General features: G+C 67.7%; 30 protein-coding genes and 1 tRNA gene. 23 read left to right on the plus strand and 8 right to left on the minus strand.

The genetic code is table 11. From position 1 onward, the window contains the following. The first annotated feature begins 66 nt into the window (after positions 1-66). Positions 67-2,130 (plus strand): ATP-dependent DNA helicase RecG, encoded by a 2,064-nt coding sequence (gene recG / locus AC58EF_RS12335; protein WP_497276591.1) that lies wholly within the window; start codon positions 67-69, stop codon positions 2,128-2,130. 16 nt (positions 2,131-2,146) lie between these two features. Here recG and AC58EF_RS12340 read toward each other — a convergent pair. The 3 genes from AC58EF_RS12340 to moaA form a co-directional block, all read right to left on the minus strand. Next, positions 2,147-2,221: transfer RNA gene (locus tag AC58EF_RS12340), tRNA-Asn, on the minus strand. Positions 2,222-2,299: 78 nt separating this feature from the next. Beyond that, positions 2,300-3,076 (minus strand): NAD kinase, encoded by a 777-nt coding sequence (locus AC58EF_RS12345; protein WP_497276592.1) that lies wholly within the window; start codon positions 3,074-3,076, stop codon positions 2,300-2,302. Then, complete coding sequence (moaA, locus tag AC58EF_RS12350; protein ID WP_497276593.1) at positions 3,073-4,083, minus strand: GTP 3',8-cyclase MoaA; 1,011 nt, start codon at positions 4,081-4,083, stop codon at positions 3,073-3,075. Before moaA ends, AC58EF_RS12345 begins: the two co-directional genes overlap by 4 nt. A gap of 119 nt (positions 4,084-4,202) precedes the next feature. Here moaA and AC58EF_RS12355 point away from each other — a divergent pair, with 119 nt between their 5' ends. Next, positions 4,203-6,209: a putative bifunctional diguanylate cyclase/phosphodiesterase gene (locus AC58EF_RS12355; protein ID WP_497276594.1), complete on the plus strand. Its 2,007-nt coding sequence runs from the start codon at positions 4,203-4,205 to the stop codon at positions 6,207-6,209. 125 nt (positions 6,210-6,334) lie between these two features. Here the strand turns inward: AC58EF_RS12355 and metK are convergent, their stop codons facing one another. From metK to AC58EF_RS12370, 3 genes are read right to left on the minus strand one after another with little or no spacing between them, the layout of a single operon-like run. Then, a complete protein-coding gene (gene metK, locus AC58EF_RS12360) occupies positions 6,335-7,540 on the minus strand; it encodes a methionine adenosyltransferase (protein WP_497276596.1) in 1,206 nt (401 codons plus the stop codon). A 57-nt stretch (positions 7,541-7,597) separates the two neighbouring features. Then, positions 7,598-9,190: an apolipoprotein N-acyltransferase gene (gene lnt, locus AC58EF_RS12365; protein WP_497276771.1), complete on the minus strand. Its 1,593-nt coding sequence runs from the start codon at positions 9,188-9,190 to the stop codon at positions 7,598-7,600. A gap of 8 nt (positions 9,191-9,198) precedes the next feature. After that, a complete protein-coding gene (locus AC58EF_RS12370; RefSeq protein ID WP_497276597.1) occupies positions 9,199-9,834 on the minus strand; it encodes a YqaA family protein in 636 nt (211 codons plus the stop codon). A 125-nt stretch (positions 9,835-9,959) separates the two neighbouring features. Between AC58EF_RS12370 and AC58EF_RS12375 the strand changes: the two genes are divergently transcribed. From AC58EF_RS12375 to AC58EF_RS12430, 12 genes are all read left to right on the plus strand, one after another. Beyond that, positions 9,960-10,202 carry a hypothetical protein gene (locus AC58EF_RS12375; RefSeq protein ID WP_497276598.1) on the plus strand — a complete coding sequence of 81 codons (243 nt, stop codon included), beginning with the start codon at positions 9,960-9,962 and terminating at the stop codon, positions 10,200-10,202. A gap of 100 nt (positions 10,203-10,302) precedes the next feature. Further along, entirely contained in the window at positions 10,303-11,061 is a 759-nt protein-coding gene (locus AC58EF_RS12380; protein ID WP_497276599.1) for a hypothetical protein, read from the plus strand. 82 nt (positions 11,062-11,143) lie between these two features. Beyond that, a complete protein-coding gene (locus tag AC58EF_RS12385) occupies positions 11,144-11,734 on the plus strand; it encodes a DJ-1/PfpI family protein (RefSeq protein ID WP_497276600.1) in 591 nt (196 codons plus the stop codon). A 647-nt stretch (positions 11,735-12,381) separates the two neighbouring features. Further along, positions 12,382-13,026, plus strand: coding sequence for a glutathione S-transferase family protein (locus AC58EF_RS12390; protein WP_497276602.1), 645 nt, complete (start codon positions 12,382-12,384; stop codon positions 13,024-13,026). 168 nt (positions 13,027-13,194) lie between these two features. Beyond that, positions 13,195-13,764, plus strand: a complete 570-nt coding sequence (locus AC58EF_RS12395) for a hypothetical protein (RefSeq protein WP_497276603.1) — start codon at positions 13,195-13,197, stop codon at positions 13,762-13,764. A 45-nt stretch (positions 13,765-13,809) separates the two neighbouring features. Then, a complete protein-coding gene (locus AC58EF_RS12400; RefSeq protein ID WP_497276604.1) occupies positions 13,810-14,433 on the plus strand; it encodes a cation diffusion facilitator family transporter in 624 nt (207 codons plus the stop codon). A gap of 87 nt (positions 14,434-14,520) precedes the next feature. Continuing rightward, complete coding sequence (locus tag AC58EF_RS12405; RefSeq protein ID WP_497276605.1) at positions 14,521-14,760, plus strand: hypothetical protein; 240 nt, start codon at positions 14,521-14,523, stop codon at positions 14,758-14,760. Between the two features lie 76 nt (positions 14,761-14,836). After that, a complete protein-coding gene (locus AC58EF_RS12410) occupies positions 14,837-14,968 on the plus strand; it encodes a hypothetical protein (protein WP_497276606.1) in 132 nt (43 codons plus the stop codon). Positions 14,969-14,978: 10 nt separating this feature from the next. Then, positions 14,979-16,298, plus strand: a complete 1,320-nt coding sequence (locus AC58EF_RS12415; RefSeq protein WP_497276607.1) for a M28 family peptidase — start codon at positions 14,979-14,981, stop codon at positions 16,296-16,298. A gap of 115 nt (positions 16,299-16,413) precedes the next feature. Continuing rightward, positions 16,414-17,727 (plus strand): DNA-packaging protein, encoded by a 1,314-nt coding sequence (locus AC58EF_RS12420; RefSeq protein WP_497276608.1) that lies wholly within the window; start codon positions 16,414-16,416, stop codon positions 17,725-17,727. A gap of 699 nt (positions 17,728-18,426) precedes the next feature. Further along, positions 18,427-18,765, plus strand: coding sequence for a hypothetical protein (locus tag AC58EF_RS12425; protein ID WP_497276609.1), 339 nt, complete (start codon positions 18,427-18,429; stop codon positions 18,763-18,765). 103 nt (positions 18,766-18,868) lie between these two features. Further along, complete coding sequence (locus AC58EF_RS12430; protein ID WP_497276610.1) at positions 18,869-20,008, plus strand: phage portal protein; 1,140 nt, start codon at positions 18,869-18,871, stop codon at positions 20,006-20,008. Between the two features lie 103 nt (positions 20,009-20,111). Here AC58EF_RS12430 and AC58EF_RS12435 read toward each other — a convergent pair whose 3' ends face one another. After that, positions 20,112-20,282, minus strand: coding sequence for a hypothetical protein (locus AC58EF_RS12435; protein ID WP_497276611.1), 171 nt, complete (start codon positions 20,280-20,282; stop codon positions 20,112-20,114). Positions 20,283-20,327: 45 nt separating this feature from the next. Between AC58EF_RS12435 and AC58EF_RS12440 the strand changes: the two genes are divergently transcribed. Continuing rightward, positions 20,328-20,636 carry a DUF6127 family protein gene (locus AC58EF_RS12440; RefSeq protein WP_497276612.1) on the plus strand — a complete coding sequence of 103 codons (309 nt, stop codon included), beginning with the start codon at positions 20,328-20,330 and terminating at the stop codon, positions 20,634-20,636. Beyond that, positions 20,633-21,067, plus strand: coding sequence for an HK97 family phage prohead protease (locus AC58EF_RS12445; RefSeq protein WP_497276614.1), 435 nt, complete (start codon positions 20,633-20,635; stop codon positions 21,065-21,067). Before AC58EF_RS12440 ends, AC58EF_RS12445 begins: the two co-directional genes overlap by 4 nt. Positions 21,068-21,120: 53 nt before the next feature. Here AC58EF_RS12445 and AC58EF_RS12450 read toward each other — a convergent pair whose 3' ends face one another. Beyond that, the gene (locus AC58EF_RS12450) at positions 21,121-21,789 is read right to left on the minus strand and encodes a phytanoyl-CoA dioxygenase family protein (protein WP_497276616.1); all 669 of its coding nucleotides are present in this window, start codon (positions 21,787-21,789) and stop codon (positions 21,121-21,123) included. Between the two features lie 268 nt (positions 21,790-22,057). Between AC58EF_RS12450 and AC58EF_RS12455 the strand changes: the two genes are divergently transcribed. The 7 genes from AC58EF_RS12455 to gp17 all read left to right on the plus strand — a co-directional run bounded on the left by AC58EF_RS12455 (position 22,058) and on the right by gp17 (position 25,918). Further along, positions 22,058-23,182 (plus strand): phage major capsid protein, encoded by a 1,125-nt coding sequence (locus tag AC58EF_RS12455; RefSeq protein ID WP_497276617.1) that lies wholly within the window; start codon positions 22,058-22,060, stop codon positions 23,180-23,182. 122 nt (positions 23,183-23,304) lie between these two features. Next, on the plus strand, positions 23,305-24,042 hold the full coding sequence (locus AC58EF_RS12460; RefSeq protein WP_497276619.1) for a hypothetical protein: 738 nt from the start codon (positions 23,305-23,307) through the stop codon (positions 24,040-24,042). After that, on the plus strand, positions 24,039-24,500 hold the full coding sequence (locus AC58EF_RS12465; protein WP_497276621.1) for a hypothetical protein: 462 nt from the start codon (positions 24,039-24,041) through the stop codon (positions 24,498-24,500). The genes AC58EF_RS12460 and AC58EF_RS12465 overlap by 4 nt, the downstream gene beginning before the upstream one ends. Beyond that, a complete protein-coding gene (locus AC58EF_RS12470) occupies positions 24,497-24,775 on the plus strand; it encodes a phage fiber-tail adaptor protein (protein WP_497276622.1) in 279 nt (92 codons plus the stop codon). Before AC58EF_RS12465 ends, AC58EF_RS12470 begins: the two co-directional genes overlap by 4 nt. Beyond that, positions 24,775-25,311, plus strand: coding sequence for a head-tail connector protein (locus AC58EF_RS12475; RefSeq protein WP_497276623.1), 537 nt, complete (start codon positions 24,775-24,777; stop codon positions 25,309-25,311). The genes AC58EF_RS12470 and AC58EF_RS12475 overlap by 1 nt, the downstream gene beginning before the upstream one ends. After that, entirely contained in the window at positions 25,308-25,508 is a 201-nt protein-coding gene (locus AC58EF_RS12480; RefSeq protein ID WP_497276624.1) for a hypothetical protein, read from the plus strand. Before AC58EF_RS12475 ends, AC58EF_RS12480 begins: the two co-directional genes overlap by 4 nt. Then, a complete protein-coding gene (gp17, locus tag AC58EF_RS12485) occupies positions 25,505-25,918 on the plus strand; it encodes a tail completion protein gp17 (protein WP_497276625.1) in 414 nt (137 codons plus the stop codon). The genes AC58EF_RS12480 and gp17 overlap by 4 nt, the downstream gene beginning before the upstream one ends. The last annotated feature ends 87 nt before the right edge of the window (positions 25,919-26,005 follow it).

The raw sequence follows: 26,005 nt of genomic DNA on the forward strand, positions 1-26,005 counted from the left end.
ATGGCGCAGCCGGCCGATCGGGTATTTGAAGGACCGTCCCGGCTGCGGTAGAGGCAGCAGATAGCCATGCGACCCGATATTCTCAATCCGCTCTTTGCCGAAATATCCCTGTTCAAGGGGATCGGCCCCGCGCTCGCCCGTCCGTTGGAGCGGCTGGGGCTGGCGCGCGCGGTCGATGTTGCGTTTCATCTGCCGGTCAGTTGGGTGGACCGGCATCTGACCGACGAACTGGATATGGCCGATGCCGGACGGGTGATCGGAATCATGCTGACCCCGGTCGATTATCGCGCCAGCGGCAGCGCGCGCGCGCCGTTCCGGGTCGATGCGGTCGACCGGCACGGCAACCATGTCGCCCTGGTCTATTTCGGGAAGAACAGCGGCTGGCCGCGCAAGCTGTTGCCGCTCAACGAACCGAAATTCGTGTCGGGCAAGCTGGAAAGCTATGGCGACAATCTCCAGATGGTGCACCCCGACCATGTGCTGCCGTCCGAGGAGGCGGACACGGTGCCGGCGCGCGAGTCGGTCTATGGGTTGTCCGAAGGGCTGACCAACAACCGGATGCGCGACATCGCCATGCAGGCGCTCACCCGCGCGCCGGACTTGCCCGAATGGATCGAACCGAGCCTGCTGGCGCGCAAGGCGTGGCCCGCGTGGCGCGAGGCGCTTGTCCGGGTCCATGCCGATCCGTCCGACACCAAGGCGCGCGAGCGGCTGGCCTATGACGAGATTTTCGCCGGACAACTGGCGCTGATGCTGGTGCGGCAATCGTCGCGGCGGCGGCGGGGCGTGTCGATACAGGGCGACGGGCGGCTGCGGGCGATGCTGAAACTGCCCTTTGCCCCGACAGGCGCGCAGCGGCGCGCCACGGCCGAGATCGAGGGTGACATGGCGCAGGCGACGCCGATGTTGCGGCTGCTGCAAGGGGACGTGGGGTCGGGCAAGACTTTGGTGGCGCTGATGGCGCTGCTGAACGCGGTCGAGGCGGGGATGCAGGGCGCGATGCTGGCGCCGACCGAAATCCTTGCGCGGCAACATTATGAGACGCTGCGGAAAATGGCGTCGGGCCTGCCGATCGAGATCGCGATCCTGACGGGCCGGGAGAAGGGCAAGGTGCGCGAGGCGACCCTGATGGGGCTGGCGGACGGCAGCATCAACATCCTCGTCGGCACGCACGCCATCTTTCAGGAAGCGGTGCAATATAAGGCGCTGGGCCTCGCCGTCATTGACGAGCAGCATCGCTTCGGCGTGGCGCAGCGGATGATGCTGGCGAGCAAGGCGGAGCGGTCGCCACATTTGCTGGTGATGACGGCGACGCCGATCCCGCGCACGCTGACCTTGACCTATTATGGCGAGATGGACGTGTCGCGGCTGGACGAGATGCCGCCGGGACGCCAGCCGATCCAGACTTTGGTGATGGCCGCCAGCCGGCTGGACGAGGTGGTCGATGCGCTCGCCCGCCATGTCGAGGGCGGCGGACAGGCCTATTGGGTGTGCCCGCTGGTCGAGGAAAGCGAAACCAGCGATCAGGCGGCGGCCGAGGCGCGGGCGGAGTCGCTGAAGATGCGGTTCGGGGACCGGGTGGGGCTGGTCCACGGGCGCATGAAGGGGCCGGACAAGGATGCGGCGATGGAGGCTTTTGCCGCCAACCGCACGCAGATATTGGTGGCGACCACGGTGATCGAGGTGGGGGTGGACGTGCCCAATAGCAGCCTCATCATCATCGAGGGGGCGGATCGGTTCGGGCTGGCGCAGTTGCACCAGTTGCGCGGACGGGTGGGGCGCGGCGACAAGCCGTCGGTCTGCCTGCTGCTGCGCGGCAACGGCTTAAGTGAAACATCGCGTGCGCGGCTGGCGCTGATGCGCGAGACTAATGACGGCTTCCGCATCGCCGAGGAGGATCTGAAGCTGCGCGGTGCGGGCGAAGTGCTGGGCACGCGCCAGTCGGGCGAGGCGGAGCTGAAGGTCGCGACGCCCGAGCATGTGGCGGCGCTGGTGGACAGCGCCCGCGACGACGCGCGTCTGCTGATCGAGCGCGACGGCGGCTTGGACAGCGCGCGGGGCCAGGCGGCGCGCACCTGCCTCTATCTGTTCGAGAAGGACGCGGCCGTGGGGCTGCTCCGGGGGGGATAGTTCGCTATGAAAAATGTGGCTCCCCGAGTAGGATTCGAACCTACGGCCATTCGATTAACAGTCGAATGCTCTACCGCTGAGCTATCGGGGAGCGACCCGGCTTCCGTCGGGCAGGCCGCGCCTATAGCAGCGGCTTTCCCGCTATGGCAAGCGGCAATGTCACGAAAAGTTACGCGATGAACTGTTCGGCCGCGATCCGGTCGTCCAGCGTATGTTCGGGGTCGAACAACAGCGTGAGGGGCGCGGTGCGATCGATGCGGACCTCCACCTGCGCGATGTCGCGCACTTCGCGCTGGTCGGCGACGGCGCTGACCGGGCGCTTGACCGGGTTGAGCACGGTGAAGCGAATCTGCGTCGCTTCGGGCAGGATCGCGCCGCGCCAGCGTCGAGGACGGAAGGGGCTGATCGGGGTGAGCGCCACCAGCGCGGACCCCAGCGGCAGGATCGGGCCGTGGGCGGAGAGATTATAGGCGGTGGAGCCGGCCGGGGTCGCCACCAGCACGCCGTCGCACACCAGTTCGGGCAGGACGGTGCGGCCGTTCACCTCCACCTCCAGCTTGGCGGTCTGGCGGGTTTCGCGCAGCAGCGAGACTTCATTGATCGCGGGGATCGAGAATTGTTCGCCGTCGACGGTGTCGACCATCATGCGCAGCGGATTGACCTTGAAGCTCTTCGCCTTGGCCAGCCGCTGGTCTAGGCCGTCGAGCCGCCATTCGTTCATCAGGAAGCCGACGGTGCCGAGGTTCATGCCGAAGATGGGAAGGATGTGGCGCCCCTCCAGCATCGAATGGAGCGTCTGGAGCATATAGCCGTCGCCGCCCAGCGCGACGATCATGTCGGCTTCCTCGACCGGCACGAAATCATAGGCGGCGCGCAGCCGCTCCTCCGCCGCGCGGGCCGCCGGGGTGGGGGACGCGACCAGAGCGCGCCGCGTTTCGCCGCTCATCCGCCGGTGACGCTCATGTGGCGACGGGTGGCGGGCCGTTCACCCGCGCCGATATGGAAATCATGGGCGGCGGGCTTCAGCCGCAGGGCGCGGTCGATCAGCGGCTGGACGGCGTCCGGCCCGCCTTCGCGCAGCGCGGCCTTGAAATCGACATGATCCTCATGCCCCAGGCACATGAAGATCTTGCCCTCGCAGGTCATGCGGATGCGGTTGCAGTCGGCGCAGAAATTGCGGGTGAGCGGGGTGATGAGGCCGAGGCGGACGCCCATCCCCGCCACGCCATGATAGCGGGCGGGGCCGCCGGTGCGGTGGGCGATGGGGGTGAGCGGATGCTGGGCGTCGATCGTCGCCGCCACTTGCGTCAGCGGCAGATAATGGTCGGTGCGGTCCTCGCCCGTCTCGCCGAGCGGCATCGTCTCGATCAGGGTGAGGTCGAAGCCCTGACTGTCGCACCAGCGCAGCATCGGCAGGATTTCGTCCTCATTGACGCCCTTCAAGGCCACCATGTTGATCTTGACGGCGAGGCCGGCGGCGCGGGCGGCGTCCAGCCCGGCCAGCACCTGATCGAGATAGCCGCCACGGGTCACATGGGCGAAGCGGGCGGGATCGCGGCTGTCGAGGCTGACATTGACCCGCCGCACCCCGGCGTCGAACAGATCGTCGGCATGGGCGGCGAGGCGAGTGCCGTTGGTGGTGAGGGTGAGTTCGTCCAGTCCCTCGCCCAGATGACGGCCGATGCGGCGGACGAGATCGCCGATGTCGCGGCGCACCAGCGGCTCGCCGCCGGTCAGGCGGATCTTGCGGATGCCGCGCGCGACGAAGAGATCGGCCAGCAGCGCGATCTCCTCCAGCGTCAGCACCTGGTTCTTCGGCAGGAACTGCATCTTTTCCGCCATGCAATAGCGGCAGCGCAGGTCGCAGCGATCCGTCACCGAAATCCGCAAATAGCTGATCCGGCGGCCCAAACCGTCGACCAGAGGCGCGGATGAAGGGGCGGCAATGGCCATGATGCATAGCTAGGCGATGGTCGGGGCAGGTGCAAGCACCCCCGTTGCGGTATCGCGAACGGCTCGGTAACTCCTTGCTGTTAGGACGGCGCGATGCGCGGGGCAGGGAGTCAGATATAGTGAGCGGGCTTGCCCCACCGGATGGACAGCCAAGCGTCTTCATCCTGTCGCCCGGCGACCGGGACGGACTGTGCCAGCAGGTGCAGGCGATCGGCTGGAAGGCGATGGGCGCGCGGCGGCCGGGCGATGCGCCGCAGCGTTTCCTGCGCAGCGAGGCGCAGGTGGCGCTGGTCGATCTGCGTGGCGGCGAACCCGACAAGCTGCTGGAGCCGCTGGTGCCCGCGACCGAGGCAGGGGGCGGGGCGCTGATCGTGCTGGTTGACGCGACCGACGAGGGGCGGGTGCCGGCGCTGCTGGCGGCTGGGGCGACCCATTTCCTGACCATGCCTTTCACCCGCGACCGACTGCGCGGGGTGCTGGCGTCGGCGCACCGGCTGGTCGAGCGGCTGGGCGGCGGGACGCGCCCGAGCCAGCGGGCGCAGCGCATCCGCCGCGGGGACGCGCTATACTGGCAATTGGGGCGCGACGGGGTGTTGCGGCTGAGCGAATCGCTGGCGCGGCATCTGGCGCTGGATGCGCCGTCGGTGTCGCCCGCCGGGCTGCTCCGCCGCCTGCCGCGCAGCGAGCGGCATGGGGTGCTGACGGCGCTGAAGGCGATGGCGCGGGCCGGGCGACCGGCGGCGCTGGCGCATGGCCTGCCCGACCGGCCGGGCGACCGGCTGGTTCATCATCTGCGGATCGAGGACGGGCAGATCGCGGCCGATGTCGAATGGCTGTCGCAGCGGCATGAGCGCGACAGCGCGGGCCGCGACTATCTGACCGGGCTGCGGTCGCGGCAGGCGGCGCTGGACTGGCTGGAGCGGCGTGCGGGGCTGCCGACCACGGTGCTGCTGCTGTCGATCAGCCAGTTCGAACGGATGAACGCCGCCTATGGCCAGGTGGTGGGCGACGCGCTGCTGGGGCGAATCGCGCGGCGGATCGAGCGGATGGTCGATGATGTCGCGCCCGGTTCGATGGTCGCGCGAATCGCGGGCACGGAGTTTCTGGTCGGGCTGACCGGCGAGGCGGCGGCGCGCGAGCGGGCGACCTTTCTGGCGCGGCAGCTGATCGCCGCGATCGGTCGGCCGTTCAGCGCGGGCGACCATCTGATCCGGCTGACGGCGCGCTGCGGCATCGCGCAGGCGCGCGCCGAAGATGACGCCACGCTGCTGCTGCGGCGCGCGGGCACGGCGCTGGCCGACGCGCGGCAGGGCGGGGGCGAGGGTATCCGCATATTGTCGGCCGAGAAGCAGAGCCGGCAGGTCGATCCCGACCGGCTGGAAACCGACCTGCGGCTGGCGCTGGACCGGGGCGAGATCGGCATCGTGTTCCAGCCGCAATATCCGGTCGATCAGGACCGGATCATCGGCGTCGAGGCGCTGGCCCGGTGGAACCACCCCCATTATGGGCCGCTGGGGGCGGGCATATTGTTCGGCACGGCGGAGCGGTCCGACTATATGCTGCCGCTGTCGGCGCATATATTGGGCGAGGCGCTGGGCCAGGCGGCGGCCTGGCCGCGGGCGCTGGCGGACCTGCGCCTGTCGATCAACGTCACGGCGACGGACATCGCCCAGCCGCGCTTCATGGCCGACCTGCTGGGGCTGGTGGATCGCAGCGGCTTTCCCCGATCGCGGCTGACGGTGGAAATCACCGAGAGCGGGCTGATCCAGGATGTCGATGCGGCGGCCGCCCTGCTCCATGCGCTGCGCAGCGAGGGGCTGGCGGTGGCGATCGACGATTTCGGAACGGGCTATTCGAGCCTGGCCTATCTCAAGAGCCTGCCGCTCGACTATCTGAAGATCGACAGCGGGCTGGCGCAGGACATCAGCGGAAGCGCGCGGGACCGGATCATCGTGCGCGGGGTCATCCACATGGCCAAATCGCTAGGGCTGAAGGTGATCGCCGAAGGGGTGGAGACCGAGCAGCAGCTCGACCTGCTCGCCCGTGAGGGGTGCGATTATTATCAGGGATTCCTGCGGTCGGCGGGCGTGTCTACGGCCGATCTGGTGGCATTGGTGCTGCGGTGAGGTGAAAAAGGGCGCGGGGATGATCCCGCGCCCTTTTTCGAGACGCTCGTCATTGCGAGCGAAGCGAAGCAATCCAAAGTGGTGCCGTGGATTGCTTCACCGGCTTCGCCGGTTCGCAATGACGGTTATAGCGCGGCCTTCAGCTTTTCGACCAGGTCGGTCTTCTCCCAGGGGAAGAAGTCGCCTTCGGGCTTGCGGCCGAAATGGCCATAGGCGGCGGTCGGCTGGTAGATCGGCTTGTTGAGGCCAAGATGCGTGCGGATGCCGCGCGGGGTCAGGCCGCCCAGTTCCTTGATCGACTTGATCGCTTCCTCGATCTTGTCGTCGCCGACGGTGCCCGAACCATGGGTGTCGACATAGAGCGACAGCGGTTCGGCGACGCCGATCGCATAGGCGATCTGGATGGTGCAGCGCTGGGCAAGGCCGGCGGCGACCACATTCTTGGCGAGATAGCGGGTGATATAGGCGGCCGAGCGGTCGACCTTGGTCGGGTCCTTGCCGCTGAACGCGCCGCCGCCATGGGGCGAGGCGCCGCCATAGGTGTCGACGATGATCTTGCGGCCGGTGAGGCCGGCGTCGCCGTCCGGGCCGCCGATTTCGAAGCTGCCGGTCGGGTTGATGTGATAGACGGTCTCGTCCGAGAGCAGGTCTGCCGGGATCACCCTGGCCACGACGCCCTTCACATAGGCCTTCAGCTCGGCTTCCTTCTCGCCCTCATCATAGCCCTTGGCATGTTGGGTGGAGACGACGACGGCGGTGCAGGCGACCGGCGTGCTGCCTTCGTAGCGGAGCGTCACCTGGCTCTTGGCGTCCGGCTCCAGGAAGGGCGCGGCCTTCGAATGGCGGTCGGCCGCCATGGTTTCCAGAATCTTGTGGCTGTAATAGAGGGTTGCGGGCATCAGGTCGGGCGTGTCGTTGGCGGCATAGCCGAACATGATGCCCTGGTCGCCCGCGCCTTCATCCTTGTTGCCGCTGGCGTCGACGCCCTGCGCGATGTGCGCGGACTGGGCGTGAAGGTTGTTTTCGAAGCGGAAGCTTTCCCAGTGAAAGCCATCCTGCTCATAACCGATGCGCTTCACCGTTTCGCGGACGGTCTTTTCGATTTCTTCCTGTGCGCCCGGTGCCCACTGGTCGTTTTCGAAAATGCCCTTGCAGCGGATTTCGCCGGCGAGGACGACGAGCTGGGTCGTGGTCAGCGTTTCGCAGGCGATGCGGGCTTCGGGGTCCTTGGAGAGGAACAGGTCGACGATGGCGTCGGAAATCTGGTCCGCAACCTTGTCGGGATGGCCTTCGGAGACGGATTCCGAGGTGAAGAGATAATTGCTACGCATGGGACTCCCGTAAAGCGCTTGGGCGAATGGCGATATAAAGAAATGTTTATGTGCCTATTAGCTTTTGCCGCGGCGCAAGGCAATGGCCAGTACGAGGAGCAGAAGGATGAGGGCGAGCGCGGCCCAGTTACCGACAATGGCAAAGACCGTCGGAGGTAGGGCGGAGGGCAGGCCGCCGTCGAGATAGCCGGCGCGGTTGAGGCCGAGCGCGCGCACGACATGGCCGCGCGCGTCGATGATCGCCGAAACGCCGGTCGGGGTGGAGCGGATGATGGGAACGCCTTCCTCCAGCGCGCGCAGGCGGGCCTGCGCCAGATGCTGGACCGGACCCCAGCTGCCGAACCAGGCGTCGTTGGAGGGGTTGAAGATGAAGGCGGGGCGATTGCGCGCGTCGACGACATGGCCGGAGAAGATGATCTCATAGCAGATCTGGACGCCCATCCTGAGTTCGGGGCGGCCGAGCGTGGCGGGGAGCGTGAGGCTTTGCGGGCCGGGGCCAGGCCAGAAATCGGCGTCGCCGGGGACGAGGCGGGAGAGCCCGATGGGTTCGAGCCATTCGCGCATCGGCAGATATTCGCCATAGGGAACGAGATGCGCCTTGTCGTAGCGGCCCGCCAGCGTGGCGTGGGGGGTGACGATCCAGACGCTGTTGTTGGCGCCGGCGAGCTTGTTCGCCAGCACGCCATTTTCCTCGACTGCCTTGAAATAGACCTTGTCCCCGCCGGTCAGCAGCAGGTCGCCGGGGCCGAGCAGGGCGGCGAGGCGCGCGCGCCAGTCGGGTTCCATGTCGAGATAGGCGGGGATGGCGGCTTCGGGCCAGAAGATGAGGCGCGGGGCCGGGCGGGGCTGGCCGCTGAGGGTCCGCAGCTTGTTGAAATTGCGATATTCCGCCTCGACCGAATATTTCTCGTCCTGGCCGATATTGGGCTGGACCACGCGGATGCGCGGCGCGCCGTCGGGTGTAGCGGGCGTGGTGGAGAGGTTGCCCCAGAGAGCGAGCAGCAGCAGCGGTGCGAGAATCGTGGCGGCCGGACGATAGTGGCGGCGGGCGGCGAGGAGGATGGCCCCGGCGGCGAGGATGGCGAGCGCGCCCAGGCCATAGGTGCCGATGACGGTCGCGGCGATCGCGATGCCGGTCGGCAACAGGGTGACGCCGAGCGGATTCCAGGCGAAGCCGGTGAAGAGGGTCGCGCGCAGATATTCGGTCGCGATCCAGGCGGCCGCGAGGAGGAGGGGGAGGGGAACGGCATAGCGCGGGTCTGACGTTGCGATCAGGCGGGCTTCGGTCGGATTTCTGAAAGGAATAATCCTTGCCAACCACCATGCCCCCAGCGTCGCGAGGCCGGGAAAGACGGCGAGGTAGAGGGAGAGGAGCAGCACCGCGCCATAGCCGAACCAGTGCGGCATCATATCCTGGAAGGTGAAGGCGCGGGTGATCCAGTTGAGGCCCAGGGTGAAATGGCCGACGCCGAACAGCCATCCCCGCAGGAAGGCAGCGCGGCGGTCCGGCGCGCGCTCGATCAGGAGGAGGAGCGCGACCAAGCAGGCGAGGGTGACGGGCCAGAGCTTGAGCGGCGCGAAGCCGGTGGCGGACAGGAAGCCCGCCAGCAGCGCCGCGACCTTGGGGTGGCGGGCGAAGGCGTTCTTCATGGCGGCCTTCAGCGAATCGTCGCCATGGTGGCGTTGCTGCACTTGTCGCTCTTTTCGCCGCCGCCGCTCAGCATCGAGGCGGCGATGAAGCCGCCGACCACCAGCACCAGGAACAGGCCGGACAGGAGGGCGAGATATTTTTCGATGAAGGCCTTGATCGGGCGGCCGAATTTCCAGAACAGGAAGCCGACCAGCATGAACTGGAAGGCGCGGCTCAATATGCTGGCCCAGAGGAAGGTGAAGAGCGACAGCCCGATGAAGCCCGCCGTGATGGTGATGAGCTTGAAGGGGATGGGGGTCGCGCCCTTGATCAGGATGATTTCCGCCCCGTAATCGCGCAGATAGCAGGCGGCGACCGGGAATTTCGCGGCGAGGCCCAGCGCGTGCAATATCTGCTGACCGACGGCTTCATAAAGGAAATGGCCGATCGCATAGCCGAGCAGGCCGCCCAGCACCGAGGCGAGGGTGCAGATCAGCCCGAAGCGCAGCGCCCGTTCCGGCCGGGCCAGGCACATGAGGCCCAGCAGCGGGTGGGGCGGGATCGGGAAGAAGCTCGATTCCATGAAGGAGATGACGAAAAGCCAGCGTTCGGCATGGCGGTGCGCGGCCTTCGCCAGCGTCCATTGGTAGAGCCTGGTGAGCATCGATGGCGGACCTAGCCGAGATGCTTCGCCGCCGCCAGCGCTTTTGCCGTTCCGGGCGAGAAGGACCGCATCGGCTTGATCGGCGGGACCGCGCAGTCCATATCGGGCGCGCAAGGAGAGCGACGATGCAGGGCATGGGCGAGGGCGATTGCCCCTTCAGCTTCAACACCGATCCGGCCACGTTCCGGGTGGGCGATTCGGTCAGTTACCGGGTGACGGGCAGCCTGGCGGGCTTTCCTTTCGCGGGCGTGCTGCTGGAGGTGCATGAGGATCATGTCGTGCTGACCAGCGACCCGGACGACAAGGCGAGCCGGATGCGGGCGACGCGCGAAGCGCGGCCGGTGGTGCGCGAAGAGGATGTCTGCTGATTCGCGACACGATTTGACGCAGGACGCCACGCCACGGCGTTGACTGCGCGGCGCCGTCTGGGCAAGACCCCCTTTCTTCAGTCCTGTTCGGCCGGCGCATTTGACTTTTTCTTCCATCCCCTGGGACAAGGTGCGGCAGCGCACGGGCGGCATCGCATTCGCGCTGGTGCTGAACCTGCTGCTGTTGCTGGCGCTGTTCACCCTGTCGCCCCGGTTCGAGCCGCCCAAGGAAGACCAGCGCCTGCCCGTGACCTTCGATGTCGAGGCGGGGCCGAAGGCGGATCAGGAACAGGCCAAGGCCGAAAAGGCGGAAAAGCGCGAGCAGGACAAGGCAAGCCCGCAGAAACAGGCGGAGCCGGTGGTGCGGCCGCCGATCCCCGTGGAGAAGCCGGCCGAGCAGCCGCCATCGCCCTTCCCCTTTCTGACGCTCAACCGCGAGCAGATGGCGTCGGCCGATATCGGCAACCTGCCCAAGGCGGCGCAGGGCGCCGGGCAGGGCCAGGGCGACAGCGCGGCGGTGCAGGGGCCGGGCGAGGGGCCGGGGGGCGTGCAGCTGTTCGAGGCGGAATGGTATCGGCGGCCGACCCATGCGGAGCTGGGCACCTATCTGCCCGCCAATGCGCCCGCGCAGGGCTATGGCCTGGTCGCCTGCAAGACGGTCGACCATTATCATGTCGAAAATTGCCAGACGCTGGGCGAATCGCCGCTGGGATCGGGTTTCGCCAAGGCGGTGCGGCTGGCCGCCTGGCAGTTTCTGGTGATGCCGCCGCGGGTCAACGGCAAGGTCATGGTCGGTAGCTGGGTGCGCATCCGGATCGACTATACCCGCACCATGGTCCCCGCCGGAGCCGGGGAATAAGTGAGCGGGCCAATGCGGCGCGAGCGGATCGCGCGGGCCGGGCGGACGGTCGCTAGATATCGCATCGACAGGAGAATGGACGATGCGGATTGCGATAGTGAGCTTCGATGGCTTCAACGAACTGGACAGTTTCGTGGCGCTGGCGCTGCTCAACCGGGTCAGGGGATGGCGGGCGGAGATTTGCGGGCCGGGCGATGTCGTGACGTCGATGAACGGCGTGCGGGTGGACGTGCAGCAACCCCTTGATTTTGTGAAGCAGGCCGACGCGGTTCTGGTCGGCAGCGGGGTGCGGACGCGCGAAGTCGTTACGGATACGGAACTGATGGCGCGGTTGCGGCTGGACCCGGCGCGGCAGATCATCGGGGCGCAATGTTCGGGCGCGCTGCTGCTGGCGAAGCTGGGGCTGCTGGGCGATGTGCCGGTGTGCACCGACATGAACAGCAAGCCCTGGGTCGTGGCGACGGGCGCGCGGGTGATCGACGCGCCTTTCCACGCGGCGGGCAATGTCGCGACGGCGGGCGGGTGCATGGCGGCGCACTATCTGGCCGCCTGGACGATCGCGCGCGGAGCTGGGGAGGCGGCGGCGCGCGACGTGATCGACTATGTCGCGCCGGTGGGGGAGAAGGCGGAGACGGTCGCGCGGGTGATGGGCGTGGTGGAGCGGTTTTTGTGAGGGGGACGGTTTCGGCCATGGTGCCGCGGCCGTTTTCGACCATTTTTTGCCGCTCAGCTTGAAAGTTCTCGCACCTGATAGCTGACGTTTATCACTCAATGCCGGACAGCCACGAAATTCCGGCTGCCGATACTTCGAGAAAGGGGAGATTGCTTACCTGCCGCCACGGCGTTCGTGACGTATCGTATTCGATTAGGTGGTAGCTTCGCCCGCAAGTCCGCCAACTTTTACAGGGGCAGACATTCGGCGCTTCATCCCATGGGAGCTTAGCCAATCGCTGCAATTCACCTATTGCGTCGATCTTGCTCTCAAACTCCCCAACATATTCGGCGTGAGACTCATCTTCTATGACAAACATGCTGCACCCCTGATCCAATTCCCGCAGCGGCTATACACCGACTATGTGCAAAACCAGCCAGTCCGCAACCCACCCTTTTCGTCATTGCGAGCGCAGCGAAGCAATCCAATGTCACCCCCTTATGGATTGCTTCGCTGCGCTCGCAATGACGATGGGTGATTTGAGCAAGGGCCGCCTGTCCGCTCCCCACCCAAGTCGATCATGTCCGCCAGGTGGGGGTATAATTTAGTTGCGATTCGCTACTAAAGGCGCATGGTGCGGCTTCCGACCAGATGAGAGGAGGAAGAATATGATCATCCATGGCGCCAGGCCTTCGCCTTTCGTGCGCAAGGTCATCGTCTTTGCCGCGGAGAAGGGAATCGCGGTCGAGGTGAAGTCGGCGGGTTTCGGGCGGGGCGATCCGGCGTTCATGCAGGCGTCGCCCTTCGGCAAGATACCGGCATTGGAGGATGGCGATTTCCTGATCTGCGATTCGACCGCGATCATAACCTATATGGACGCCCTGCATCCCGAGCCGAACCTGATCCCGACCGAGCCGAAAGCGCGGGCGCGCACCATCTGGTATGAGGAATTTGGCGACACCATCGCCCAGGCGGCCGGGGCGCAGGTGTTTTTCAACCGGGTGGTGGGCAAGGCGCTGAAACTGCCGCACGACCCCGCGCTGGCCGACGCCGCCGAGGCGGAGAAGATGCCGCTGATCTACGATTATCTGGAGGGCGTCTTGCCGCAGAGCGGGTGGCTGGTCGAGGACCGCTTCACCCTGGCGGATATCGCCGCATCCTGCCCGCTGATCAATGTCGGCTATTGTTCCAAGGGGCTGACGGCGGAGCGCTGGCCGAAGGTGACGGCGTGGATGGAGCGGATCAGGGCGCGGCCGAGCTTTGCCGAAGCGCTGGCCCAGGAGGCGGCGATCGTGGCGAAAATGGCGGCCTGAATTTAACCTATATGGAACATTTTTCTTGACATCGTCACGCTCCTGTGGCAGTTAGGTGGATATTGGGAAAATGTGAGTCGCCAGGATGGCGGTGCAAGGGGCTGGTCCTGTTCGGGGCCGGCCCTTTTGCCGTGCGGCGGTTCTGGCTTCGGGCGGCGGAGGGATGGCATGTCGGTGGACGGGGCGAAAGACGGGGCCAAAGATCGGGCGGCGGCGAAAGGAAATGGCGCACGGGTGGCGCAGCGGCAGAAGGCGGGCGGCGCGGTGCGGACGCAGTTGCGCAAGGTCCGCAAGGATGGCTGGACCGGGGCGGAGGTGACGGAGTTCATGGCAGTGCTGGCCGAGACGTGCAATGCGAGCGAGGCGGCGCGGGCCGTGGGCAAGTGTCGGGCGGGCGCCTATGACCGCAAGCGGCGCGATCCCGAATTTTCGCGCGCCTGGGACGCGGCGCTGGACGAAGGCTATGCCGAGATCGAGATGATGCTGATGCGGGCGGCGCTGTTCGGCAGCGAGAGCGAGGAGGTGGTGACGGACGGCGAGGGGGTGGTGAAGTCGCGCAAGGTCAAGCGCGCGCCCAGCCTGACGCTGGGCCTGCAACTGTGGCAGCGCTATCGCGACCGGGTGGCGAAGATCCGGGCGGAGGCGGGCGTCGAGCGGCCCGACAGCGCCGATGCGGTCGAACGGGTGCGCGGGGTGCTGGAGGAAATCCGGCGGCGGCGCGCGGCGGCGGGGGCGTGAGACTGGCGCGTTGCGAAGGCGCATGGCAGCGGTTAGCATGAACCTATGGCGGACGATTGTTGCGCGGGCAAGGGCAGGGAATTGGAGCGGCTGGCGCGGCAGGCGGAGCAGCGCCGCGTGCTCATGATCGTCCTGGCGATCAACGCCGCCATGTTCGTCGCTGAGTTCGGCGCCGGGCTGGTGGCGGGATCGACCGCCCTGATGGCGGACAGCGTCGACATGCTGGGCGATGCGCTGGTCTATGGGCTGAGCATCTTCGCCATTGCCCGCAGCGCGCGATGGAAGGGCGCGGCGGCGCTGGCCAAGGGACTGTTCATCCTGGCCTTCGGCATCGGCATCATGATCGAGATCGGGTTCAAGCTGCGCGACGGCGTGCCGCCGTCATCGACGCTGATGCTGGTTTTCGGCGCGCTGGCGCTGGCGGCCAACCTGGTCTGTCTGCGGCTGTTGTGGCGGTTCCGGGCGCAGGACGTGAACATGGCGAGCACGTTCGAATGTTCGCGCAACGACGTGATTTCCAATGTCGGCGTGCTGATGGCGGCGGGGGCGGTGGCGGTGACGGCGTCGCCCTGGCCGGACATCATCGTCGGCGGGATCATCGCCCTGCTGTTCCTGCGGTCGTCGGTGCATGTGATCCGCACTTCGCTGCCGAGCCTGCGGACGGCCTGAGCGGCGGCCGCCGATGGTCCGGTCGCCATGCGGGGCGGGCGGAGGGTTAACCATCTTTGCGGCGGAACCGTTGATGGCGTGCGGCATTTGTTCGAGATGACTTTGGAAATGATGGTTTTACAGCGTCTTGGCGGCGGGCCGGTGGACGCATTGACGATAGCGGATGCGGATCAGGACGAACTGGCATCGACGCTGAAATTCATGATCGCGCGGCGGCAGATCTATAGGAAGGCGGGATGGATGTCGCTTTACTGGCATCGGCATATGATCCCGTCGGCGCCGATCGTTATGGCCCAGGAGAAAGTGGCGCTGGCGGCCGCCGGGTGAACCGAAAAGAACCCCCGGCATGATGCCGGGGGCCGAGGTTCAGGGGAGGATCAGCGGCGACAGAGGGGGTGTCTGTATGGATGCCGCCGACAAGGAGCGGGATAGCGCGCCGATGCTTCCCGAAGATGTCCCGTTTGTTGCGATGGGTCTGGATATGGGGAAGCATCGCGCGGGTGGCCGCTTTACAGCCGTGCGACAGGCGATATGAATTTGATCCCATGAAGAAGATCCTCCTGCTCGTCGTCGCTTCCACCATCGCCGCGCCTGCCGTCGCGCAGACGAAAGCGCCCGATCCGGCGCGGCTCAAGGCGACGGTCGAGCGGCTGGTGAGTTTCGGGACGCGGCATACGCTGTCGTCGGCGACCGACCCCAGGCGGGGGATCGGCGCCGCGCGGCGATGGGGCGCGGGCGAGTTCGAGAAGATTTCCAAGACCTGCGACGGGTGCCTGACGGTCGAGACGATTTCCGGCCCCTTCACCGGGCCGCGCGCGCCCGACGGGGTCGAGGTGGTCGATGTGCTGGCGATCCAGAAGGGGACAGGTTGGACAGATTCTGGCCCCAACCAGGTGGTGATCGTCGCGGGGCATATCGACAGTCGCGTGACCGACGTCATGAACGCGACCAGCGACGCGCCGGGCGCGAACGACAATGCGTCGGGCAGCGCGCTGGTGATGGAGGCGGCGCGGGTGCTGGCCGGCGAGAAGTTCGACGGGACGATCGTCTATGCCCTGCTGTCGGGCGAGGAGCAGGGGCTGTGGGGCGGCAAGCTGCTGGCGGAGACGGCGAAGAAGCGCGGCTGGCAGGTGCGGGCGATGCTGAACAACGATATCGTCGGCAACACGATCGGCCAGAACGGACAGCGGGTGGCCGACAGGGTGCGGGTCTTTTCCGAAGGCATACGCTTTTCGGAGGACCAAAAGGCCAATTTGACGCGGCGGGCGATCGGCGGCGAGGATGACGGGCCGTCGCGCGCGCTGGCGAAGAAGATCGACGGGATCGCCAAGGGGGATCCGGGCATCGGGCTGGATGTCTTTGCCGTGCGGCGCTTCGATCGCTTCGGGCGCGGTGGCGACCATTCGCCCTTTCTGGAGCTGGGCTTTCCGGCGGTGCGCTTTTCGGTGGGGATCGAGAATTACGACCGGCAGCATCAGGATCTGAGGACCGAGAATGGCCGCGTCTATGGCGATACGGTGGAGGGGATGGATTTTCCCTATCTGGCGAAGGTGACGGCGCTGAACGTCGCGACCTTGCGCACGCTGGCGGCGGCGCCGGCGGCGCCGGCGAGCGTGTCGCTGGACGGGGCGGTTTCTATGGACACGCGGGTCTATTGGGATGCGGTGCCAGGGGCGACGGCTTACAAGGTCTATTGGCGGCGGGCGGATGCGCAGGACTGGACCGACAGCCGGGTCGTGACCGGCGCGACGCAGACGCTGCTGAAGGATGTGGTGGTGGACGATCATTTCATCGGCGTCGCGGCGGTGGCAAAGGATGGTTCCGAAAGTCTGGTGACGTTCGGCGGGATGGCGCCGCGAAAGTAGGATTGGGTTCGCGCGAAGGCGCGGAGATTTTTGGGGAAAGGCCGCCTTCGGGCGGCTTTTTTGTGTCTGCGCGCTTTGCGCTTGCGCGCGAACCGGGGCTTCGGGGGAAAGGGCGATGCGGCTTTCGGACAGGGAATGGCTGGCGGGCGAGGATAAGCGGGCGAGAGCGGTGATCCTGAAGCGGCTGGACCAGGGGACGGCCGAACGGCTGGAACGGGAATGGCTGTATCTCGCGCGGCCGGCGCAGCTGGCGCCCGCGGGGGACTGGCGCATCTGGCTGATGATGGCGGGGCGCGGTTTCGGCAAGACGCGCGCCGGGGCGGAATGGGTGCGCGGAATCGCCGAGGGCGATCCCGCCGCGCGGATCGCGCTGGTGGGCGCGACCCTGGGCGAGGCGCGCAGCGTCATGGTGGAGGGGGCGTCGGGGCTGCTTTCCGTCGCGCCATGGTGGGCGCGGCCGGTCTATGCGCCGGCGCTGCGCAAGCTGACCTGGCCCAATGGCGCGGAGGCGCGGCTGTTCGGCGCGGCGGAACCCGAGAGTTTGCGCGGGCCGCAGTTCAGCCATGGCTGGGCCGACGAGATCGCCAAATGGGCGGGCGGCGAGGCGGCGTGGGACAATCTGATGATGGGGATGCGATTGGGAGAGGAGCCGCGCGTGCTGGCGACGACGACGCCGCGGCCGGTGCCTTTGGTGCGGGCGCTGGTGGGGCGGAGTGGCGATGACGTCGTGGTGACGCGGGGGCGGACGGCGGACAATGCGGCCAATCTGGCGCCGGGCTTCGTGGCGGCGATGGCGGACAGCTATGGCGGCACGCGGCTGGGGCGGCAGGAGCTGGACGGCGAGCTGATCGAGGAGGTGGAGGGGGCGCTGTGGACCCGTGCGCTGATCGAGGACTGCCGGGTGCGGCATGTGCCGGGCGTGCTGGCGCGGGTGGTGGTGGCGGTCGATCCGCCCGCTTCGGCCGGGGGCGATGCGTGCGGCATCGTGGTGGCCGGACTGGGCGGCGACGGGCGCGCCTATGTGATCGCGGACGCCAGCGTGGAAGGGATGCGGCCCGAAGGCTGGGCGCGGGCGGTCGCGGCGGCGGCGATGCTGCATGGCGCGGACCGGGTGGTGGCGGAGGCCAATAATGGCGGGGCGATGGTCGAGAGCGTGCTGCGCGCGGCGGAGGAGAAGATGCCGGTTCGCCTCGTCCATGCCTCGCGCGGGAAGGCAGCGCGGGCGGAGCCGGTGGCGGCGCTCTATGAGGCCGGGCGGGTGGCGCATCGCGGGGCCTTCCCGGAGATGGAGGACCAGATGTGCGGGCTGCTGGCCGGGGGCGGCTATGTCGGGCCGGGGCGGTCGCCCGACCGGGCGGATGCGTTGGTGTGGGGCTTGAGCGAACTGATGCTGGCGCGGCGGGGCGAGGCGCGGATTAGGGGGATGTGAGGGGAGTTCGGAGGCGGGTTCGTGGGGAGGACGAAGAGGGTGGAAAGTGGACCATGCCCAACTCCGTCATCCCGGCGGATGCCGGGTTCCAGAGTCGCTCTGCGCAACCCTGGATGCTGACTTTCGTCAGCATGGCGAGAAGGGGTGGTTAAGCGACAGTCGGCTATCTTTTGAGGCCATCCGGCAGGGCTGTCATCGCCTTTAAGCGTCCGTCTCCGAGATAGATCAGGTAGCAATTACTGGCGAAAGACACTCTTCTAGCTATTTCGCTACTGGGACATGCGAGTGCGAGACGATCAATTTCCACTTTGGACCAGCTATAATTGAGCCTGCCATCCTTAATTTTGATGCCCCTAATTTCCTGAATCCAATGCGCTTGCGCAAACGGCATTGCTCGACCAGCCCTAATGGGAAACGGCGCGGACCAATAATCATAGTCCTGATGAAGATATTGAACAGAGATGGGTCTTGAAGCGTGATTATCTACAATGGTCGGCCAAGCATCACATGCCGAGAGAAGCAAGAGTGTTGCAATCGCTAGGAATGTCCGCATTCGATAAATCTATGTCGCTCTGTTTGCGGCGGCAAGTGGTCGAGTTCGGCCCTCAAAAATAGTGCCCGCTTTTCCGGCACGGAATTCGGTTCGGGGAACGCTGCGCGGCCCGGATCGTTTTCATGGCGTAATCAGGAGTATGTGACATGAAGATGGTGAAGCTGATGGCGATCGCTACGGCCGTGTCGGTGATCGCGACGCCGGTGATGGCCGCCAGCCTGAACAGCAAGGATCGGGCGCGGATTGCACGCGCCGAACCGCGCGATCGCGACGATGTGCGCTATTGCCTGCTCAAGGGCAAAAAGGGGCGCGACAAGGGCACGGTGATCGGCGCGGCCGGCGGCGCGGGCGTGGGCCTGATCGCGGGCGGCGGCGTCGGCGAGACGCTGCTGGGCGCGGGCGCGGGTGCGCTGGCGGGCCGGGTGATCGGCAAGAGCGAGGGCACCAATTCGGCCTGCGATAGGGTGCTGGCACGTAATCCGTAAAGGCGCGCTAAGCCCCTTTCCAACTTTCGGCAAGCGGCCTTGCCGCTAATCTCCACTATCCTCTCCCCGTCGGGGAGGGGTTTTTTTATGGGCGGGTCTTTTCATGAAATGGTTCGGGACGAAGGCGGCCGCATCGCAGGGTGCGGGTGGGGGCGATGCGCGGCCGGTGCTGGCGCGGGCCTGGGGTTCGGGCGCGGTGGCGCTGGGGGAGTGGCCGGCCAGCTATGAGGCGCAGTTGCGCGCGGGCGTGATGGGCAATGCCGTCGCGCAGCGGGCGATGCGGCTGGTGTCCGAAGGCGCGGGGGCTTGCGCGATCAAGGTGCGGGGCGTGGAGGATGCGACGCGCATCCTCTCGCTGGTCGGGCGGGCTTCGGCGGGGCAGGGATTGATGGAGACGCTGGCCTGCCATCTGCTGCTGCACGGCAATGGCTATGTCCAGGTGATCGCGGGCGCGGACGGGTTGCCGGCCGAACTGTTCGCGCTGCGGCCCGAGCGCGTCAGCGTCGAGGCGGATGCGCGGGGGTGGCCGGCGGCCTATCTCTATCGTGTCGGGGAGAGCGTGACGCGCCTGTCGCCCGAGGATGGCGCGGGGCGGACGAGCCTGCTGCACCTGAAGGCGCTGCATCCGCTGGACGATCATTATGGGCTAGGCTGCGCGGGCGCGGCGGCGGGCGCGGTGGCGATCCACAATGTCGCGAGCGTGTGGAACAAGGCGCTGCTGGACAATGCGGCGCGGCCCAGCGGGGCGATGGTCTATGATCCGGGCGACGGATCGGTGCTCAGCCCCGAACAATATGAGCGGGTCAAGCGCGAGATGGAGGCGGCCTTTGCCGGCGCCGCCAATGCCGGGCGGCCGATGCTGCTGGAGGGGGGGCTTAGCTGGAAGGCGATGAGCCTGACGCCGGCCGAGATGGATTTCGTGGGGCTGAAAAGCGCGGCGGCGCGGGAGATCGCGCTGGCCTTCGGCGTGCCGCCGATGCTGATGGGGCTGCCGGGCGACAATAGCTACGCCAATTATCGCGAGGCCAACAAGGCGCTGTGGCGGCAGGCGATATTGCCGCTGGTCGCGAAGATCTGCGCGGGGCTGTCGCAGGGCTTGGGTGGCTGGTGGCCGGGCGTGGCGATCGAGGCGGATCTGGATGCGGTGCCGGCATTGTCGGACGAACGGGCGGCGCTGTGGGAGCGGGTCGCGGCGGCGGATTTTCTTTCGGCGGATGAGAAGAAGGCGATGCTGGGGATGTGAGCGGGCGTCCAGATTTTGTTCGCGCGGAGACGCGGAGAAGGAAGAAAGTTTGCCGCCTTTGGCGGCTGTTTTCTCCGCCTGCTCCGCGGCTCCGCGTGAAAATCTATCCGGCCGGGCGAGCGAGGCTGTCGAGGCGGCAGAAGCCATTGTCCCAGTTCCAGCGGCCGCCCTCGATCAGGCAGTCGCCGGCGGTGAACAGGTCGAACCGCCAGGCGAGGAGGCCGAGGACGGCCAGAATGATGACGATCAGGGCTTTGCGATGGGTGCGCTTCATGGGCGTCAGATAGGCTTGGGCAGGCCCCAAGGGAAGGCGGATGTGATGAAAGAGGAGATGTTGGCGCGGCTCGTCGCGCAGGCCGAGGGGCGACCGATGGACATGGTCATGGTCCGGGCGCTGATCGAGGAGGCGAGCGACCTGGGCGCGGGACGGGCGCTAGAGCGGCTGGGGCTGGCGGACCGGCGCGCGGAGGGCGATGTGCGGGAACTGCGCGAGCTGCTGTCCGCCTGGCGCGACGCGAAGAAGGCGGCGCGCGGGGCGGTGATCGGCTGGGCGGTGCGGATCGTCATGGCGCTGGTGCTGCTGGGCGTGGCGGTGAAGATGGGCTTGCTGGGGCTGGTGCGGGCATGAGGGGCGAGGTGCGTTTTGCCGGTTATGCGGCGATTTTCGACCGGGTCGACCGGGGCGGCGACGTGGTGCGGGCGGGGGCGTTCGGGCCTGTCGCTGCCGCTGATGTTCCCCTGCTGTGGCAGCATGGGCCGGGCAGCGTGATCGGCCGGATCGACAAGGCGCAGGAGGATGCGCGCGGGCTGCGCGTGATCGGGCGGGTGTCGCGACGGACGGCGGCCGGGCGCGAGGCCGCGGCGGCGCTTGAGCAGGGGGCGCTGGACGGGCTGAGCTTCGGCTATCGGGTGAAGGCGGCGCGGGGCGCGGGGCCGCGCGAATTGCTGGCGCTGGAGCTGGTGGAGGTGAGTTTGGTGACGCATCCGATGCAGGATTTGGCGCGGGTGTTGCGGGTGGAGGGGGAGGGCGTCCCTTCCCCCTCATCCAACTTCGCCTGACCGGCTTTGCCGGTAAGGCTGCGTATCCTTCTCCCACAAGGGGAGAAGGAAGCTTAGACGCCCAGCCAGTCCAGGGCGCCCGGTAGCGGGTCGGGGCTGTAGTCGAGTTGCAGGACGCGGCGGTGGCGCGGGTTGGTCGCGGCGTCGGAGGCGTGGAGGATGGGCGTGGCGTAGAGCCAGATGTCGCCGCGTTCGGCGAGGCAGGCATGGACGCCGCAGGCTGCGACGAGGCTGGCGACGTCGCTTTCGATGACGCGGCCGTGGCGGTGCGAGCCGGGGGCGATCAGCAACGGGGCATTGCCGGCATCTACGGCGTCGAGATGGAGGCGCAGGGTCAGCATCTGGTCGAGCAAGGATTGCGGCGGGGCGACGTGCTGGATGCCGGATTTCACCGTCCATGGGCCGAAGCCCGGCGTGTCGATGCGGGCGCGCACGGCGATGGTGCGGTCCTGATGCCAGCCGAGCGCCCAGTTGGTGGCGGCGCTCTTGTCGAACAGGATGGCGCGGACGGGGCGGGTAGCGTCGCCCTGATGGGCGGCGGCATGGCGGCCGATGGCGCCTGTTGGGGCGAGAATTGCGGCAAGGGCCGGAAGGGCGGCGAGGCGCAGGCCGGGCTGGTCCGGCGGAAGATCGGCGAGCGCAGTTTCGATCGTGGCGAGCGTGGCCTGGTCGAGGGCGGCGGGGATGTGCCGGGCGCCGTCGGTGGCGAGGGTGAGAGACATGCGGCTTCTATCGGATGATGGAGGCGGGGCTGTCCAGATGGTTCGCGCAGAGGCGCAGAGGTCGCGGAGATTTTGTTCGCGCGGAGACGCGGTGGCGCGGAGAAGGATGAGGGGGGCTGCCCCTGGCGGCTTTTTCCTCTCCGCGTGAACCGCCCTCATCCAACTTCGCCTAGCCAGCACGCTGGCAAGGCTACGTATCCTTCTCCCGGTGGGGGAAGGCGTTTTTTCGGGCGGTCCGGTTGGGCCGCCCTTTTTTGTGGAGACGGGCATGACGGATCAGGTGATGGACGGGCTGGAGGCGAGCTTCGACGCGGTGCTTCAGGGCGAGCGGATCGAGGGGCTGGAGAGCGAGGTCGCGGCGCTGAAGGGGGCGCTGCTGGCGCAGCAGCGGCCGGCGTTGGACGGGGTGAAGGGCGGGGCGGTGGACCCCGCGCGCGCCAATTTCGTCGAGCGCTATCTGCGGCATGGACAAGAAGCGGGGGTCGAGCTGAAAAGCTTTTCCGGGGCGAGCGGCGCGGCGGGCGGCTATGCGGTGCCGCGCGAGATCGACCAGTTGATCGGGACGACCTTGAAGGCGATTTCGCCGATCCGCGCCGTCGCCAATGTGGTGCGCACGGGGACGGCGGGCTATCGCAAGCTGGTGACGGCGGGCGGGATCGTGTCGGGCTGGGCCAGCGAGACGGGCGCGCGGGCCGAGACGGGGACGCCGAGCTTCAACGAGATCGCGCCGCCGTCGGGCGAGCTGTTCGCCAATCCGGCGGCGAGCCAGGCGATGCTGGATGACGCGCAGTTCGATGTCGAGGGCTGGCTGGCGAGCGAGATCGCCCGCGAGTTCGCCGTCGCGGAGGGCGCGGCCTTCGTCAACGGCAATGGGACAAACAAGCCCAAGGGCTTTCTGACCTATACGACCACCAATGAGGCGGACGGGGTGCGCGCCTTCGGATCGCTGCAATATCTGGCGTCGGGCGCGGCGGGCGCTTTCGCGGCGAACCCGCAGGACAAGCTGATCGACCTGGTGCAGAGCCTGCGCGCGCCCTATCGCCAGGGGGCGTGCTTCGTGATGAATTCGGCGACGCTGGCGGTAATCCGCAAGATGAAGACGAGCGACGGCGCCTTCATCTGGCAGCCGGGGCTGAGCGCGGCGCAGCCCGCGACGTTACTCGGCTATCCGGTGATCGAGGCGGAGGACATGCCCGATATCGCCGCGAACAGCCTGTCGATCGCCTTCGGCAATTTCCAGATGGGCTATGTCATCGCCGAGCGCAGCGACACGAGCATCCTGCGCGATCCGTTCAGCAACAAGCCGTTCGTGCATTTCTATGCGGTGAAGCGGATCGGTGGCGGCGTGGCCAATTCGGAGGCGATCAAGCTGATGAAGTTCGCGGCTTCCTGATCGGCGGGATTGGGGGAGGCGTTGCGCCTTCCCCCTCATCCAACTTCGCCTAGGCGGCTGCGCCGCCAAGGCTTCGTATCCTTCTCCCTCCGAGGGAGAAGGTTTTTTTGTGGGAGCGGGGCGTGGGGATTTCGGGGCTGGAGATGACCGACCTGGTGCGGGAGGTCAGCTATGATGTCGGGACGGGGCCGCTGCGGCTGGACGGGGCGATGGCGGGCTATCGGCCCTTTGCCGGCGCGGTCGGGGCCGGGGCGGCCTTTCCCTATGTGATCGTCGGCACGGGCGCGCCGCTGCAATGGGAGGCGGGGACCGGGACACTGGACGGCGACGGACGGCTGGCGCGGGAGCCGGTGGCGTCGTCGGCCGATGGTGCGGCGGTGGACTTCGCGGCGGGCGAGAAGCGCGTGGGGCTGGCGGTCCATGCCGGCTGGATCGATGCCGTGGAGCGGCATGGCCATGGCCTGGGTGAGATTGATGGGCTGGCGGGCGCGCTGGCGGGGCGGCAGGCGGCGAGCGGGGAACTGGACGCGATCGCGGCGCTCACCGGCGCCGCGTTCGGCCGGTCGCTGCTGACGCAGGAAAGCGCGGCGGGGGTGCGGGCGAGCATCGGCGCGCTGGGCGCGAGCGGGGTGCAGCGGATGAACGCTGCCGAACTGCATATCAACGCGGTCGGGGCCGAAGAATATGCGGTCGAGGGCTGGATGGGCAGGGCGAGCCTTTTGACGCCCGCCCTGTCGGTGCTGATGGACGGCGGGCAGGCGAGTTTGCGCGTGGCCGGGATCGGGAGGTTGGCGAACAATCGGCTCTATCGCGCCAACGGCACGCTGGCGGCGCGCACCGATGTCGTCACCATGACGTGATCGGCGACTATAATGGCTGGGGGCTGATCGGCGGCACGTTCACCGAATTGTCGCGTATCCGCACCACCTATATCGCCACCGCGCCCGGCGCGACCAACCTGGCGTCGCGGATGAGTTTCCATGTCGGGCGCAACGGATCGGCCGCCATGCAGGAGGCGTTGCGGCTAGATTATCAGGCGCTGACGGCGTTCGGCACGGTGGCGCCGTCGAGCGACAATGGCTTTGCCCTGGGCGGCGCGGCGGCGCGATGGTCGACCGTCTACGCCGCGAGCGGGGCGATCAGCACGTCGGACGCGCGGGCCAAGCAGGATGTGGAGGGGGTCGGCGCGCTGGAGGAGGCGCGGCGCGGCTGGGCCGGGCCGTGGGGCGTGGGGGTGCGGCCGGGGCTGGGCGCGCGCGCCGGAGCGGTCGAGCGGCGATCGCAGGCGGAAGCGGAACGGGGGAGCAAGATCAGATGAGCCTGTTTGTGAAAGACCCGCAGGCGCGGATCGACCATGAAATCGACTGGTCCGCCTATCTGGCGGCGCAGACCTTGGTGTCCAGCAACTGGGCGGTGGAGCCGGCGGAGGCGGGCGGGCTGACCGTGGCGGAGAGCGCGTTCGAGGACCGGCGGAGCAGCGCGCGGCTGTCGGGCGGGGTGGTGGGGCGACTGTATCGGCTGACCAACCATGTGATCCTGTCCGACGGGCAGGCGGATGAGCGATCGGTGACGATCCGGGTGGAGGAGCGCTGATGCGGACGGAAGCGGAAAGCGGGGGGCTGGCGGCGTCGCTGGCGGAATTGAAGGCCTATCTGCGGATCGAGACGGGCGGCGAGGATGCGGTGCTGGCGGGGCTGCTGCGCAGCGCGGCGACATTGTGCGAGCAGTTTGTCGGCCAATGGCTGGTCGCGCGGGCGGCGCGCGAGACGGTGGCGGGCGACGGCGGATGGCAAAGGCTGTCGGCGCGGCCGGTGCTGAGCATCGAAAGCGTCGCGGCAGTGGATGCGGACGGGGCGAGCGAGGCTTTGCCGGTGGACGCCTATGCGGTCGATATCGACGCGGCGGGCGACGGCTGGGTGCGCTCGACACGGGCCGGGGATCGGCGGGTGCTGGCGGTCAGCTATCGCGCGGGGATGGCGGGGGAACTGAACGGCCTGCCCGAAGCCTTGCGGCAGGGGATCGTGCGGCTGGCGGCGGACCATTATCTGGCGCGGGGCGCCGAAAGCGCGACGCCGCCCGCCGTGGTCAGCGCGCTGTGGCGGCCGTTCCGGCGGATGCGGCTGGCATGAGGGCGGCGCTCATGCGGATGATGGAGGCGCGGGCGGCGCGGCGGCGGGAGGGGATCGCGGCGGCGCTGGTCGAGGAGGGCGTCGTGGCGGTGGTCGAGGGCGAGGCGGTGCGTGCGTCCGGGCGGGGGCTGGCGGGGCGCTGGTCGCGCGATCTGGCGCTGCGCGAGGCGGGCCGAGGGACGGGGGGAGAGCGATGAGCGCGGAAATGGCGGTGCGGGCGGCGGTGATCGCGGCCCTGCGGGCGGACGGGGCGCTGATGGATGCGGTCAACGGCCTGTATGACGGCGAGCCGGCGCGGGCGGCGGCCCCCTATGGCGTGGTGGGCGAGTGCCTGGGCGCGGACTGGGGCGGCAAGGATGTCGAGGGGCGCGAGGTGCGACTGACCATCGGGCTGGTCGTCGCGGACGAAACGCCGGGGCGGCTGGCGGGGATGATGGCGCGGGTCGATCCGGCGATCGGCGCTGCGGGCGCGCTGGACGGGTGGCGGATCGTCAGCGCGCGGTTGCTGCGGTCGCGGGTGGCGCGGGCTGGCGCGGCAGCCGGCCAGGCGACCGGATGGCGGGCGACGGTGGATTATCGGCTGCGGGCGGTGCGGGAGGGGGCATAGGTCAGCCCCTTTTCAACTGCACCTAGCGCAGGACTATGTCAGGCGGCTTCAAGCAACCGCCGTTCGTTTCGAGCGCAGTCGAGAAAC

The organism is Sphingobium sp. WR1, from assembly GCF_059693745.1.